The sequence below is a fragment of the Paenibacillus silvae genome, from assembly GCF_014639235.1.
GTDB classification, from domain to species: Bacteria; Bacillota; Bacilli; order Paenibacillales; family Paenibacillaceae; genus Paenibacillus; species Paenibacillus silvae.
Map to the genome: position 1 here is coordinate 723,294 of NZ_BMFU01000001.1, position 14,302 is coordinate 737,595.

13 protein-coding genes are annotated in these 14,302 nt (G+C 46.7%); 3 read left to right on the forward strand and 10 right to left on the reverse strand.

The window, feature by feature from the left end; all coding sequences use genetic code 11:
* Nucleotides 1-100 precede the first annotated feature (100 nt).
* Nucleotides 101-1,180, forward strand: a complete 1,080-nt coding sequence (locus IEW26_RS03250) for a hypothetical protein (RefSeq protein ID WP_229729628.1) — start codon at nt 101-103, stop codon at nt 1,178-1,180.
* Here IEW26_RS03250 and IEW26_RS03255 read toward each other — a convergent pair.
* Nucleotides 1,177-2,451, reverse strand: coding sequence for an extracellular solute-binding protein (locus tag IEW26_RS03255; protein WP_188591231.1), 1,275 nt, complete (start codon nt 2,449-2,451; stop codon nt 1,177-1,179). The genes IEW26_RS03250 and IEW26_RS03255 overlap by 4 nt on opposite strands.
* 250 nt (nt 2,452-2,701) lie before the next feature.
* Entirely contained in the window at nt 2,702-4,036 is a 1,335-nt protein-coding gene (locus tag IEW26_RS03260) for a PhoH family protein (RefSeq protein ID WP_145404095.1), read from the reverse strand.
* Nucleotides 4,037-4,263: 227 nt separating this feature from the next.
* On the opposite strand from IEW26_RS03260, the gene IEW26_RS03265 reads away from it, so the two are divergent.
* A complete protein-coding gene (locus IEW26_RS03265; protein ID WP_188591232.1) occupies nt 4,264-4,914 on the forward strand; it encodes a YhcN/YlaJ family sporulation lipoprotein in 651 nt (216 codons plus the stop codon).
* A gap of 7 nt (nt 4,915-4,921) precedes the next feature.
* On the opposite strand, the gene IEW26_RS03270 is transcribed toward IEW26_RS03265, so the two are convergent.
* The 6 genes from IEW26_RS03270 to IEW26_RS03295 all read right to left on the reverse strand — a co-directional run bounded on the left by IEW26_RS03270 (nt 4,922) and on the right by IEW26_RS03295 (nt 10,812).
* Nucleotides 4,922-5,374 (reverse strand): pyridoxamine 5'-phosphate oxidase family protein, encoded by a 453-nt coding sequence (locus IEW26_RS03270; protein ID WP_188591233.1) that lies wholly within the window; start codon nt 5,372-5,374, stop codon nt 4,922-4,924.
* 104 nt (nt 5,375-5,478) lie between these two features.
* Nucleotides 5,479-6,540, reverse strand: a complete 1,062-nt coding sequence (locus IEW26_RS03275) for an LCP family protein (RefSeq protein ID WP_145404098.1) — start codon at nt 6,538-6,540, stop codon at nt 5,479-5,481.
* A 90-nt stretch (nt 6,541-6,630) separates the two neighbouring features.
* The gene (locus IEW26_RS03280) at nt 6,631-6,927 is read right to left on the reverse strand and encodes a YlaH-like family protein (RefSeq protein WP_110897963.1); all 297 of its coding nucleotides are present in this window, start codon (nt 6,925-6,927) and stop codon (nt 6,631-6,633) included.
* A gap of 312 nt (nt 6,928-7,239) precedes the next feature.
* On the reverse strand, nt 7,240-9,087 hold the full coding sequence (gene typA / locus IEW26_RS03285) for a translational GTPase TypA (RefSeq protein ID WP_111271895.1): 1,848 nt from the start codon (nt 9,085-9,087) through the stop codon (nt 7,240-7,242).
* A 188-nt stretch (nt 9,088-9,275) separates the two neighbouring features.
* Nucleotides 9,276-9,770 carry a hypothetical protein gene (locus tag IEW26_RS03290; RefSeq protein ID WP_188591234.1) on the reverse strand — a complete coding sequence of 165 codons (495 nt, stop codon included), beginning with the start codon at nt 9,768-9,770 and terminating at the stop codon, nt 9,276-9,278.
* 382 nt (nt 9,771-10,152) lie between these two features.
* On the reverse strand, nt 10,153-10,812 hold the full coding sequence (locus IEW26_RS03295; RefSeq protein WP_111271893.1) for a TerC family protein: 660 nt from the start codon (nt 10,810-10,812) through the stop codon (nt 10,153-10,155).
* A gap of 88 nt (nt 10,813-10,900) precedes the next feature.
* Here IEW26_RS03295 and IEW26_RS03300 point away from each other — a divergent pair, with 88 nt between their 5' ends.
* Nucleotides 10,901-11,602, forward strand: coding sequence for a TerC family protein (locus tag IEW26_RS03300; RefSeq protein ID WP_188591235.1), 702 nt, complete (start codon nt 10,901-10,903; stop codon nt 11,600-11,602).
* 145 nt (nt 11,603-11,747) lie between these two features.
* Here IEW26_RS03300 and thiI read toward each other — a convergent pair whose 3' ends face one another.
* A complete protein-coding gene (gene thiI / locus IEW26_RS03305; protein ID WP_188591664.1) occupies nt 11,748-12,989 on the reverse strand; it encodes a tRNA uracil 4-sulfurtransferase ThiI in 1,242 nt (413 codons plus the stop codon).
* A gap of 8 nt (nt 12,990-12,997) precedes the next feature.
* Nucleotides 12,998-14,146, reverse strand: a complete 1,149-nt coding sequence (locus tag IEW26_RS03310) for a cysteine desulfurase family protein (RefSeq protein ID WP_188591236.1) — start codon at nt 14,144-14,146, stop codon at nt 12,998-13,000.
* Nucleotides 14,147-14,302: the final 156 nt, after the last annotated feature.

Sequence of the window (14,302 nt, forward strand, 5' to 3'; positions counted from 1 at the left end):
AAAGCTATGGTGTTATGTAACCAGTAAGGATATTTTACGTATGGATTTCATATATTGTCTGGAAGAATAAATCAAGTCCGCGGGGAAAGGAGCATGCCTGGTGAAGCTTCGACATAACTTAGCAGCCATCTTATTAACAATTGCATTATTCCTGCAGCCCACACCTTCTTATATCTATGGAGAACCTGCACCTGCAGATACACAAGCCATTTTGCAAAAAACGTTATCTATTGTAGAGATTGATCATGAAATTGAGCGCATCGCTAAAAAGCAGGAGGAGCTGACTGCACAGCATAAGACATTATTCGCACAGCTGAAGCAGCAGGAGCAGGAGATACATATCCAGCAGGACCGGGCAGGAGCCGTTGTGAGATCCTATTATACAGGAGAGCGGGACAGTCTTCTTATGACAGTGCTTGGAGCCAGATCATTTAAAGATTTGTTTGTGCTGTATGACTACTATCAGATTATTATTGGCAGAGATCAAGCCACGCTGGACAAGTACCAGACCCGGTATAACAGCCTTCAGCAAACCTCCAATCAAATTCGGCAAACCTCTGTAGAACTGGCAGAGATGAAAACAAATCTTCAAAATCAGCGCACACGCGTAGCATCACTGCAAAATGAAGTCGATGAGCAAATAACCGCCAGCGGGGACGCGGCAGCTATTCAGAAATTAATGAACGAATTGACCTTGTATTGGGAAAATATCGGAATATACGAGGTGAAGCGTTACTTCAAGGCACTGGCATCCGCGATGCAGAATCTTCCTGATTTTATTCAGAAGCAGAACGGGGCCATCTCCACCACGGGAACAACGTATACGATTCGCATTGGTCAAGACGAGTTAAACACATTTCTGCGTTCGCAAAATGAAATCTTCAACGATTTTGCTTTTACCTTTGATCAGGACAAAATTACAGCATCAGGCCAACGCGACCAACTGCAGCTAAGCATTGAAGGGCACTACACGGTTGAAAACGAGCCGCAAAACGCGATTCGTTTTCATGTAGATAAGCTGGTGTTCAATCAACTTGAACTGCCAGACACAACACGCAGCATGCTGGAGAGAGAATTCGATCTCGGTTTTTATCCGCAAAAAATTCTTTCCTTTGTCAAAGCAACCGATGTTTCCACAGATGAAGGTGTTCTGGAAGTGAAATTAGCAATTTCGTTCTAGGGATTAATCGCATTTCTGATACTGTTCACGTATTGAGCTGCACTTATTTCTCCTTGAAGAACCTGTCTCACCTGTTTTCGGAAACGAACAGGCATCGTTTGACGTTCAGCCAGTTGGAGCGGATTGTCTTCCTTCGAAAACCACAATGGTTCCAACTGCGCGTCATAACGCGCCTGAACCTGTGAAGCTTGCTGGTTTTGCTCCTGCTGCCTGGCGGATAAACGTTTGGTCTGGACATACCATTTAGTCTGAATTGCCGCAGACGTCATCCCCTCAATCCATCGACTGGCCGCATCTGTTTCCGCAGAACCAGCAGTAATGACCAGAGTTCTGGATTTTACCGCCTGAAGCGGTTCCAAGGAAATGGACGCACGAATTGTTGCTCCATCCTGAGCGGATTCATCTTCGTCAAGCATTCGGGACAATGTGGTCACAAACATCGGCGTTTTTACGTTATAATTTGAGGCAGAAACCACCGGAACATCCGCCGTCAGGGTAATATAAGGCTGCAGTTCACTCAGCAATCGGATTCCACGTTGCAGCTCGCCTGCAGTGGATACAGACTGCGATCGAAGCACTTGATCCGGACTCATTCCAGGGGGCAAGTAGCTCAACCATACATTTGCTGCTTCAATATCTCCCATGCCCAGCGAGATCAAAGCCGTGTCCTCCGCCTGTGCTTCCTGAATCAGTTTGGACCACTGCTCTTTATTGTTAGGGAACATGTGCAGCCCGGCTTTATTCAAAAATGACGTCCTGACTCCCATTACATACGGATCAAAATCAAAAGGTTGCCCCCATTGGTACCCGTTCCACTCTGTTATGGCGCGAAGTTCAGCTACCGTTTCTCCTATAGATTTCGACAGCTGCGTCCCGTTTAGCGGAAGCAAATATCCCTTTTTGGCGTATAGCTGTACCTGATCATTTTCGAGCAGAATAACATCTCCGTTCTCTCCCAAAGAAAACTCCTGATCAAGCACATCATTATATTCTCCTGGTTCCACATTCCGAAGATTAATTTCAACATAACGAGAAGCCGCCACTTCTTCGGCCAGCTTCTCAAAAGCAGCAAATTCCTCTTTGGACATCGATACCGTTACATTCAAAGGTGCTCTTGTATCATCAGCTCGGGATAAAGTCCCCGGATATGTATCGTTCTCTTGATTTCGTTCCTGATTATGCTGCGAACCTCTAAAATCAAAGCTGGGGGAAAGGATCGTTAGCGAGAGCAACAGCACTGCAAATAAAACCACTTGATGTCTACGCTTCATTCACTCTCCTCCTTAGATCATTTCTTTTCCTTTGATATTTTCTTGCAACAATCATTGTAACAAATATATAGTGCTGTTGTCCTATCCTGCCAAAAAACACTTTTCATCTCTTTTGCATATTACGAGCATATCCAGTTCTGTATAACAACTCGCTTTTCTTTTTTTAGCAAAAAAAGCCGACTGCTAGAGTCGGCTTTCTTCAAAACATTTTCCGGGAAATAAATCCAGGCTCCATAGGTTAAACGTTCTATTACAACAAATCTGCCGCAAGCTGAGCCAGCTTGGAACGTTCTCCTTTTTCAAGCATAATGTGTCCGCTGATGCCCTCTTGTTTAAAACGTTCTACGATATACGTTAAGCCATTACTTGCAGAGTCGAGGTAAGGATGGTCAATCTGTTCAGGATCACCCATCAGTATTATTTTACTTCCTTCCCCTACCCGAGATACGATCGTTTTCACTTCATGACGTGACAGGTTCTGAGCCTCATCAATGATGATGAACTGACCAGGAATCGATCTGCCGCGAATATAAGTGAGTGCTTCTACCTGAATGCTGCCAAGCCCCATCAAAATTTTGTCAATATCTCCAGCCTTCTTGGTATCAAACAAAAACTCGAGATTATCGTAAATAGGCTGCATCCATGGACGAAGCTTCTCGTCCTTCTCACCTGGCAGATAACCGATATCTTTACCCATAGGTACAACCGGCCGTGCAATCAGCAGCTTTTTATATTTGTGATCATCCTCCACCTTGAGCAGTCCTGCCGCCAACGCTAACAGTGTTTTACCTGTGCCTGCTTTTCCAGTAATGGTCACAAGCGGAATATCATCATTCAGCAGAAGCTCCAGTGCCATCCGCTGCTGTGCATTACGTGCACTTATCCCCCACACATTATCATTGCTGAGGAATAGCGGTTCCAGCTTGGTGCCTTCCGTATTCACTTTAAGCAAAGCGGATTTGTTCGTACCCATCTCATCCTTCAGAATCACAAACTCATTCGGATAGAGCGAGTAGGAGAGCTGCAATGGCTTGATCGGCAAGAAACGATATGTGTAAAACTCATCAATCACGGACGGATGAACCTTCAGTGCGGTATATCCCGGGTACATCTCACTGAGACCTGCCGTACGATCCGATAAGTAATCCTGTGTGAACAATCCAAGTACGTCCGCTTTGATTCGTACAAGAACATCTTTGCTGACAAGAACAACTTGACGCTCCACCACTTCTTTTTCGTTTTCTTCAATCTGATAATTCAGTGCGACGGCCAAGATTCGATTGTCATTGGACACTTCCCCAAACATCTCCTGAACCTTCACAAAGCTGCGGTGATTCAGTTCAACTTTCAGATTGCCTCCATTCGCAAGAGGTACACCGCTGTGCAGATGGCCGAGTTCTCTAAGTCCATCCAGCAGTCTGGACACATTGCGGGCGTTGCGGCCGATCTCATCGGCATTTCTTTTTTTGGAGTCAATCTCCTCCAGTACTACCGCGGGAATGATTACCTCATGTTCTTCAAAGGCAAAAATGGCATTGGGGTCATGCAGAAGCACATTGGTATCCAATACAAAAATCTTTTTCATTCAATCCCCTCCAAAGCGGCGTCGTTAAATGCATGGGCTGGAACGTGTTCTCGGGAATGATGCAGGGGCTCTATGAGCCGTCCGTTTCCCTTCATTCCCGAGTTCATCTTGGTCGTGTGATCTTCAGCAGCGGCATGGACAATCATGCTCCCATACATAAATGTATTCGACTAGGGCAAAATAATTGTCAACCATTCTGAAAAACTCCAAGAAAGGATTGAACATTTATGAAAATGGGGATATGCACACTGCTTCTGATCTTAATAATGACAGGCTGTAGCTCTTCTTCACGCAATGCCTCACAAGAACTACACGAGATGCATCCGAGAAGCTACGGAGGAAACATAACTACACAGCAAGAAGATCGAATGAATGCTTCACGGCTGGATCGTTTGAACGAAAATACGGGTGAAGCCCCTAACACTACCAACGAAACAGAGACAGGCCGTATGTCAAATCAAAACAGAGTGAATCACCTCAAAGCCCTTGCCAAACAAGTTGAAGGTGTCAAAGATGCCAACTGTGTAATCCTTGGTAATACGGCTGTTGTCGGCATTGATGTTGATGGTGATTTGGAACGGGCACGCGTCGGCACCATTAAATATGCAGTTGCAGAAGCCCTGCGTAAAGACCCGGAAGGGGTTGACTCCATCGTAACCGCTGATGCAGACGTCACCGAACGAGTGAAAGAAATTGGTGAACATATCCGCAAAGGACATCCGATCTCCGGTTTTGCTTCAGAGCTGGCTGATATGGTCGGACGCATCATTCCACAGCTTCCGAAAGATGTCAAGGTTCGTCAAAACCCAGATGAACCCGCCCAAGATCAGTATATGCAGCAGCACACCTCTGAAAAAAGACAACAAAAAGCCCAGTGATCTCTCACTAGGCTTTTTTCATGGCTGTAAAAACTTGCTCATCAAGCTTCTCCGCAGCACGCTGATCATATATTTTGACAAATTGAGGCACAGAGGACAGCTGAGCGCCATAAAACAGCGCATTTCTCACCGCTTCAATTGTTATGTCGAAACAGCACATATTAAAAGGTACACCCAGCAACGGATCTTGTCGCACGGAGGCACGTCCGTTCACCGCATACACCATTTCTTCGCCAAAAACGGTTATCGTAATCAGCGGATTCTGAATCATATTGTTCACAAGACGGGATCGATGGTCAATCGCCAAACGAAAAGTAGAAGCATTCTCGGCATAAATCCAGGAGATTGCTGTTGAAGTCGGACCTCCGGTTTCCACATCCACGGTGCTCAGAAGCACAAAGGTCTCATCTTTGAATTGCTGTAACAAAGATTCTGTTAATTGTGTGACGGCTTCGGACATTCAACCAGCCCCCTAACCTTGTTTATGCAATTCTTATCTTGTGATGTTATTATAACACACTGCTAACCCGGCTTCCAATCCCCAAAGCTTGAGTCTATTTGGGTCTATTGAGCTGATGTCGCGGCCTTCACTTTCCCTGCAAGTGTATCTTGAAGCGCTTGTTTCGCATTCGCCAGTTCCGTTTCATTAATATAAACATAAGGACTTCTCCACTCTCCGGTAACCGGAGTAAAGTGTACATCGGTGGTCGAGATATTCCAATAGGTAGCAATGAAATTTTTCATTTGCTCGGATTCCACATCGGTGGTCATATTTTTATCTACCGCACTAATGACTTTTCCAATCTTGGTAATACCACCGAGAGATTTCATCTGATCCAGCATTGCATTCATGACCTGATTTTGTCTTTTATTGCGATCAAAGTCATTGGACTCTGCTGTCTTGGGTTTGCAATTGGATTTACGATAACGCACAAAATCGAGCGCCTCTTTACCATCCAGGTGCTGAGGACCTGCTTTCAAATTAATATCTGTATTGTCAGCGGTGTCTCGGTAACACATGTTTTTATCCACCGTGACATCTACTCCACCCACAGCATTTACTGCATCACGAAAGGCTTGGAAGTTGATTACTGTAGTATAATTAATATCCACACCCAGGTACTGACCCATCATATCCTTCATCTGATCCTCAGCCTTTTTGCCAGAGGTTTTCTCCTGCGCTTTGAATCTTGGATAATAAGCGTTGAGTTTGTTCGACTTATACCCATCAAGCTGAATTCGTGTGTCACGGGGCAGGGATACGACCGTTGCCGTCTTCGTATTTGGATTGAGTGCAGCAACCATAACAACATCGGACAAAAACGTACCTGTTTCGGGACGATTGTCCGTACCCAGCAGCAGCATCGTAAGGGGCTTCGTCGTCGCCGACATGCCAGGAGGAACAGGTTTGTCTATGCCTGTATTTGCCACTTGGTTATAAATCCAGTACAAATACCCCCCACCCACCAGAATACCGATGACAAGTATACTCAGAATAAATTTTACAAACCCCTTCATGCGTTTCTTCTTCTTCGGCTGCTTCCCTTTGCTGTTTCCATTTCCTGAAGTGCCTGATGAATTCGAAGCTTGTCTCCGAGGAGGCAGCCCGTTTGAATTTGAGTTCATATGTTCAACACCTTTATCACATCTGTTTGGTCTAAATAAAACACAACCGCTTTCCCGAAGGAAAACGGATGTATTTATGCATAGACAGCATTATGAGTTTCGAGCGGCAGCTTCCGCTTTTTTCTTTTGACGACCTTCAACGAAATAACGCACGCGCACCAACAGCATCAAACCTACCGCTACCAGCAAACATTGAATGATGGGCAGCTTGTCGATCTGAAAAATAAGTAGCATGAACGTGCCCATCGCCATCAATATATATAACACAATTTCCTTACCGATCGGCAATTTCTGACGTACCCGAAAGACCTTGTTATACACGTAAGTAATCAATACAAAGATGACGATATAGGCGATGATCGGGTGTGATGCAAACCATGCTTGCATGTTAAGGCATCTCCTTTCATGATCATGCTGTACAAAAATCAATTCATTGATTGGACCTTACTGCTGCACCATGAGATTCTTCGTCGCTCGTTCGACCGTTCCGGGTTCGGATCGTTCTTTTGATCGCTGTTGTCCCCGAATTTCTTTTGAACACTCTATTAAGTGTTGAAATTCGGTGACAAAGGCGAGCGCTTCGCTTCTTCAGAATCGATTCCTCTCCCTCCACTACCTGTGGCGAAAGGCAGGAATCATTCAATCGTGCAATGACGTCTCCTCAAACATTGACTTTTGTACCTCTTAGGGTAGTGGGTATTACGCGTTATTTTGAGCCATTTTGCGTTGTTTTTCTGCACGCTCACGCTCGGATTTGTTCAGGATCTTCTTGCGAAGACGAATAGATTTTGGTGTAATCTCACAGTATTCATCATCATTCAAATATTCAAGCGCTTGTTCCAACGAGAAGATAATCGGAGTTTTAATTTTAACCGTATCATCTTTACCTGAAGAACGAACGTTAGTCAGTTGCTTTTCTTTGCATATATTGACAACGATGTCGTTGTCCCGTGTATGCTCACCAACGATCATACCTTCGTAAATTTCTGTTCCCGGCTCAAGGAAGAGCGTACCACGATCCTCAACGCCCATCATTCCGTAGAACGTAGATGTACCCGTTTCAGTTGAGATCAGTACACCTTGGTGACGTCCACCCACTTGACCGGATACGACTGGAGCGTAGCTGTCAAATGCATGGTTCATTACGCCATAACCACGAGTCAATGTCAGGAAGTTCGTGCTGTAACCGATCAGACCACGTGCAGGAATCAGGAACTCCAGACGTACTTGACCGCTACCATTGTTGATCATGTTAACCATCTCTGCTTTGCGAGCTCCCAGGCTCTCCATTACGGAGCCCATGCTTTCTTCAGGGATATCAATCAACAAGCGCTCAACTGGCTCCATTTTTTTACCATCAATTTCTTTGATGATAACTTCTGGTTTGGATACTTGAAGCTCATATCCTTCACGACGCATATTTTCAATCAGGATACCGAGGTGAAGCTCACCACGTCCAGAAACGATAAATGCATCCGGGCTGTCTGTTTCTTCAACACGAAGGGATACGTCAGTTTCCAATTCTTTTAACAAACGCTCGCGCAATTTACGGGAAGTTACCCATTTACCTTCGCGGCCTGCGAATGGACTGTTGTTTACGAGGAATGTCATTTGCAGTGTTGGCTCATCGATTTTCAGAACCGGCAAAGCTTCAGGATTATTCGGATCAGCAATCGTTTCACCGATGTTGATATCCTTAATTCCTGCGATCGCAACGATGTCACCTGCGCCAGCTTCCTCTGTCTCTACACGTTTCAGACCTTGGAAACCGAACAGTTTCTCGATACGAGCTGTTTTGCTTTTGCCATCACGCATAATAACAGTAACGGATTGGCCCTGGCGAATCACACCGCGGTTCACACGACCGATAGCGATACGTCCGAGGTATTCATTGTAGTCCATCAGAGTAACGAGGAATTGCAACGGCTCTTCAACGTTCTCAGTTGGATGGGGGATATGACTTACGATGGTATCGTAGATCGCCATCATGTTGTCATCTTGTTTGGCAGGATCGTCTTCCATGCTGGATGTTCCGTTTAATGCAGAAGCATATACGACAGGGAATTCAAGTTGTTGATCGTTAGCACCCAGTTCGATGAACAGGTCAAGTACTTCATCAATAACCTCAGCCGGACGAGCCGCTGGACGGTCAATTTTGTTTACAATTACGATTGGAGTCAGGTTGTGCTCCAGTGCTTTACGAAGTACGAACTTCGTTTGTGGCATACAGCCCTCATAAGCATCAACAACGAGCAATACGCCGTCAACCATTTTCATGATACGTTCTACTTCACCGCCGAAGTCGGCGTGTCCAGGTGTGTCCACAATGTTGATCAGGTAATCTTTATACGTTATAGCCGTGTTTTTGGCCAAAATCGTAATACCGCGTTCACGCTCCAAATCGTTGGAGTCCATTGCGCGCTCCTGTACCGTCTCGTGATCACGGAATGTACCGGATTGCTGGAGCAACTTGTCGACGAGTGTTGTTTTCCCGTGGTCGACGTGGGCAATAATCGCAATATTGCGAATGTGTTCTCTTGAATGCATGGTTTGTATCCATATCCTTTCCAATTTCAATTCTTATCTACTAAACTTCCCGCAAAAATCGCAGGTTACTCACAAAATAAGCGTCGGTGATAACCCGACGCATGTCTATATCCCTTATATTATAGTTTATCATAGGTAAAAATCAAGATATTTTCGCTCGAAGCTGCTCAGTTCAGGAGCGGAGATGTTTACCATCCCCTGCCGCGGCCTGTACGTCCCCGTCCAACAAGCAACCAGATACCGCCCAGAATAAGCAGGACCGCAAACACATAAATGATACCGGTTTGCAGCAGTGTAAACGCCAGCAGAACAACAGATACCGCCCCGATGATCAGTGCCGCAGGATATACAAATTCGGGTCTTCGCCGCTCAACCATGCCATATCCAAGCAAGCCGACAGCAACGCCCAGCAGCAGAACAGGCCACAGATTTCTCATCAGTCCAGCCCCCCATATGTTCGTTATGCTGAACAGTACACCATACACGCTCAGCACTCCGGCTGGTAACAACGACCAGGCAGGTGTCATACGAGCATAAAATAATACATACAGCGCAATACCCGGTAGCAAAAGCAGAAGAGGCCAGAAATTTCGGCCGACAAATGCAAATACCCCCAGCTTGCCAAGCAAAATCACCAGCCCGGCAACCACTATAAACAGTCCGATCGCTTTTTCATTTTTCATCTTATTCACCTCTTGTTTTCATTAGCTATGTAATTTCCAAGCTGTGCCAACTTTTAGCACTGAACACATTTCTATTCGCAAAAACAAGCTGTCTCACTGTCTCTAGTGTATCTGATGTTCCTGCAAAAAACTATACTTGATGTCGAAAATACGCTCATCCGACAATGCCAGATCAAACACCTCAAAGGTCACTACACTAACCTGATTCCCCTATACACGAGCGTATGGAATCAGAATCCAATATGATTCTGTATTCCCCTGAGCAGGAACATTTATAAATTCAGTCACTCGTATACATTGATTTATTTTTTGCATATGCCAAAGAGGGCGTCTGACTGAGACACCCCGCCTAATATGAATAATCGTTTTATTTCAGAATCATTTATGCGTTGCGGCGAACGAATCTGTGTGCACCTCCTGCCGCAATGACCAGACAAGCCATCGCTGCCGGAAGCATCGCATGTGCTTCCGCCGCCATACCTCCCAACCATTCTCCAAGCTTCGGGTCCTTCATTAACATCTCACCAGCCGTAAATGCGAGTATGCCTGATCCGGCATACACCAGAATAGGGAAACGCTTCAGCAAACCTACAATAATACCACTGCCCCACACAACGATAGGAATACTGATTGCAATTCCGATGACAATCAAAGCCAGATCTCCATCTGCCAGAGCTGCAATAGCCAATACATTATCCAGGCTCATCACAAAATCAGCAACCAGAATGGTTTGAATCGCCTTCCAGGTTGTGGACGCATTGCGAATATGTACTTCGTCATCGTTCTGAAGCAGCAGTTTAAAGGCAATCCAGAATAATAACAATCCGCCAGCCGCCTGAATAAATGGAATGCCCAGCAGCAATACAGCAGCAAACGTAAGCACGCAGCGTAGAAGCACTGCTCCGAACGCCCCCCACCATACCGCCTTTTTACGTTGAGCTGGAGGTAAGTCTTTACTTGCCAGTGCAATGACTACCGCATTATCTCCACTCAGCACCAGATTGATCATTAAAATTTGAGTTAACAGCCACAGTGTATCCATGTCCTCATCCCCCCACTCTAACTTGTATGTCGAAGTTGTACATGCTATTCTTAGTGATTGAAGAATATACAGGGAGTGACATATTGCCATGGAGCTGTTTAGTCCCGCATTCTGGCTGGCTTTGTTGAACGTTGTCTTTATTGATCTGATTCTGGCTGGCGATAATGCCATCGTTATTGGACTTGCTGCCAGAAATCTACACCCTTCTGTACAAAAAAAAGCTATTCTGTACGGCACTGGCGGCGCGCTTCTCATTCGAATCGTGGCTACCGTCGTTGTACTATGGCTGCTCAAAGTACCTTGGTTGCTACTTGTAGGAGGCTTGCTGCTCATATGGATTGCTTACAAGCTGCTGGCTGATCAAGGGGATGAGCACACCGACATTCAGGCAGGAACCTCACTCTGGGCCGCCGTGCGCACGATTATTATCGCGGATGCAGCCATGGGACTTGATAATGTGATTGCCGTAGCGGGGGCTGCGCAGCAGCATCTGGTGCTTGTCATCCTCGGACTGCTGATTAGTGTGCCTATTATTGTTTGGGGCAGCACCTTGTTTATCAAATTGATTAACCGGTTTCCATGGATTATTTATGTTGGCGCGATTGTACTGGGCTACACCGCCTCTAACATGATTACCGAAGAGAAGCGGCTCATGCCTTTTTTCACCGAACACCCGGCGCTGCGCATTCTGTTTATCATTGCGGTGATTGTCGGCATCGTTCTAGCAGGTTATCGCAAACGCAGTGCAAGCAGCAAAGCCCAGGGCGAACGCCAGCGTTCCTATTCATAGCCAGCACAGTAAAAATACAAACTTGCAGCGCATGAATATTCCAAACACAAACAGGACTGTCCGTTTATGTCGGCCAGTCCTGTTTTTTTGTCTATTAACATTTCATTTGTTATGTCTACCCATTCCTGGCTGCAAAGTCCGCAATTTAAAACCAATCATCCTTCATTCCGCTGTCCACAGGCTGCCCTGTGAGCACGGAAGCTTCGCCCGCATGCAAGGTAATCGTTTCAGTCTGTTCAACCGCCTGATCCAGCCATTCCGGCAGCTGGCTCATTGTCGCTTCAATTTTGTCCACGATACGTAGATTTGGATTGGTAGACGGAGATTTTGGAACAAACAGTGTACAGCAGTCCTCATAGGGCAGAATGGAAATATCGTAGGTGCCAATCTGTTTGGAAAGTGTCACGATCTCCTGTTTGTCCATCATGACCAGCGGTCTCAGCAGCGGCAAGTCTGTAGCACGTCCGATGACATTCATGCTTGGAAGCGTTTGGCTCGCGACCTGTCCCAGGCTGTCTCCGGTAATCAGGGCAAGAGCACGCTCACGCTCAGCCAGCTTCGTAGCAATACGCAGCATCGAACGGCGCATCAATGTAATAATCAGATTATCCTGCCCCAACTGGGTGAATGCGGTCTGGATTTCCGTGAACGGAACGAGATGCAGCTTGATCGATCCCGCATGATCGGCAAGCGCACGGGCCAGATCAATGACCTTTTCCTTGGCGCGCTGGCTTGTAAAAGGATAACTGTAAAAATGTACACATTCCACTTCAAGTCCCCGGCGCATGGAAGACCAGGCTGCCACAGGACTGTCGATGCCACCAGATAACAGCACCATCGCCTTGCCATTGGTTCCAAGCGGGAATCCACCTGCCGCAGGGATCACTTCGCTGAAAATGTACGTGCCTTGTTCACGGATTTCCACACGCAGTTCGATATCAGGATTACGCACATCCACCTTCAGCTGCTGAAATTTGCGTAGTATCGGCGAGCCGACCAAATGATTCGTTTCATGCGAGGAATAGGGGAACGCCTTCCATACCCGCCGCGCATTTACTTTAAAGGTTGTATCTTCTCCGAATTCATCTGCACGTTCATCCATAAATGCAACCGCCGTCTGCACAATGGCGTCAATCTCAGACGGTGTCACTTTAACAGGGCTAATTGACATTACACCAAACACTCGTTTCAGTACCGGGATGAGCTGTGTATGGGATTCCCCGCCGAGGTCCACGTAGACCCGTCCGTATTCTTTACGCAGCGAGGCTCCAGGGTAAGGTTTGAGCAGCGCTTTAACTTGAGTAATTATCGTTTTTTCGAAACGTGCACGATTTTTTCCTTTTAACATAAACTCTCCAAAACGGAGAAGCAGCATATCATAATTCAACATTTAAGTTACATCCGCCTTTCGAGTGGCCGCAGCTGTGCCACCATCTGATGCAGTGCCTGTTCCAGCATGGCTGCATCCTCTTCTGTATGTTCATCGCCAAAACTGATTCGTAATCCCCCCGCGGCGCAGGCAGCATCTCTCCCCATTGCAAGCAGCACACGGCTCGGTTCAGCCGAACGCGAGGAGCAAGCAGATTGGGTAGACACCGTACACCCCAGCTGTTCCAGCGTATGAAGTGCCACCTCAGCCTTCATGCCGGGGTAAGAGAAGTTCACGATATGCGGCGCCCCATCTTTGGTGCTGTTCAGCTCCAGTCCAGGAATAACAGCTATCGTATCGATCATTCGATCACGAAGAACTTGTATACGCCTTGCAAAATCAGGCTGTGCCTCCGACGCAATTCGCATCGCTTTAGCCATACCAACGATCATGGCTACGTTCTCTGTACCTGCCCTGAGACCATGTTCCTGCGAACCTCCGGACAGGAGAGGTGTAAGCTCCACACCATCTCGTACATAAAGCAATCCCGTGCCTTTCGGCCCCCGAACTTTATGGGCAGACAGGCTGTACAGGTCTGCTTGCCACCGGGCTGGCGCCACAGGTAATTTTCCAAAGCCCTGGACACCATCTACATGGAAAAGAACCTTTGGTGCCTTTTGCTTCAGCTGCCTGCCAATCTCCTGCACCGGATGAACTGCACCCGTTTCATTGTTCACATGCATTAAACTGACAAGCACTGTATCTGAACGCAAAACGTCTGTCACCTGCTCCGCAGTAACCATACCTCCCGAGTCCACCGGTAAAAAGGTCACATCCCATCCCCACTGCTGAAACTGCAGCACACTCTCATACACAGAGGCATGCTCCGCAGCAGTCGTAATGATATGTTTCCCTCTTGAAGCATACCTAAGCGCTGCCCCTTTAATCGCCAGATTGTTGCTCTCCGTAGCCCCGGATGTAAATATAATCTCATCTGCTTTTACACCGATGGCAGCAGCACAACCCGCACGCGCCCGGCGCAGCAATTGATCTGCACGTTCACCATATCCGTGGATGGAAGAAGCGTTCCCGAACTGGGTTTCCATAATTTCAGATATCGTGCGGACCACGTCAGGATGCGGGGGTGTCGTTGCAGCATAATCAAAATATTTCAAAACGAGGTGTAGCCTCCTTATCAGTTCGTTCATCAGCCCTACAGTGAGCATTGTACCACGATCTCCACACAACACAAAAAGACCAACCAGGAGCAGGCTGCATGTAAGCCCCGCCTTTTGTGTTGGATCTTCGTGCACAGCATGATGTGCCGATTG

Bases quoted from the DNA above. Each gene is read 5' to 3' on its own strand.
- typA (WP_111271895.1), bottom strand. From the start codon at position 9,087: ATGCATTCAAGAGAACACATTCGCAATATTGCGATTATTGCCCACGTC.
- IEW26_RS03290 (WP_188591234.1), bottom strand. From the start codon at position 9,770: ATGAAAAATGAAAAAGCGATCGGACTGTTTATAGTGGTTGCCGGGCTG.
- IEW26_RS03275 (WP_145404098.1), bottom strand. From the start codon at position 6,540: ATGAACTCAAATTCAAACGGGCTGCCTCCTCGGAGACAAGCTTCGAAT.
- IEW26_RS03270 (WP_188591233.1), bottom strand. From the start codon at position 5,374: ATGTCCGAAGCCGTCACACAATTAACAGAATCTTTGTTACAGCAATTC.
- IEW26_RS03300 (WP_188591235.1), top strand. From the start codon at position 10,901: ATGGAGCTGTTTAGTCCCGCATTCTGGCTGGCTTTGTTGAACGTTGTC.
- IEW26_RS03265 (WP_188591232.1), top strand. From the start codon at position 4,264: ATGAAAATGGGGATATGCACACTGCTTCTGATCTTAATAATGACAGGC.
- IEW26_RS03295 (WP_111271893.1), bottom strand. From the start codon at position 10,812: ATGGATACACTGTGGCTGTTAACTCAAATTTTAATGATCAATCTGGTG.
- IEW26_RS03280 (WP_110897963.1), bottom strand. From the start codon at position 6,927: ATGCAAGCATGGTTTGCATCACACCCGATCATCGCCTATATCGTCATC.
- IEW26_RS03255 (WP_188591231.1), bottom strand. From the start codon at position 2,451: ATGAAGCGTAGACATCAAGTGGTTTTATTTGCAGTGCTGTTGCTCTCG.
- IEW26_RS03260 (WP_145404095.1), bottom strand. From the start codon at position 4,036: ATGAAAAAGATTTTTGTATTGGATACCAATGTGCTTCTGCATGACCCC.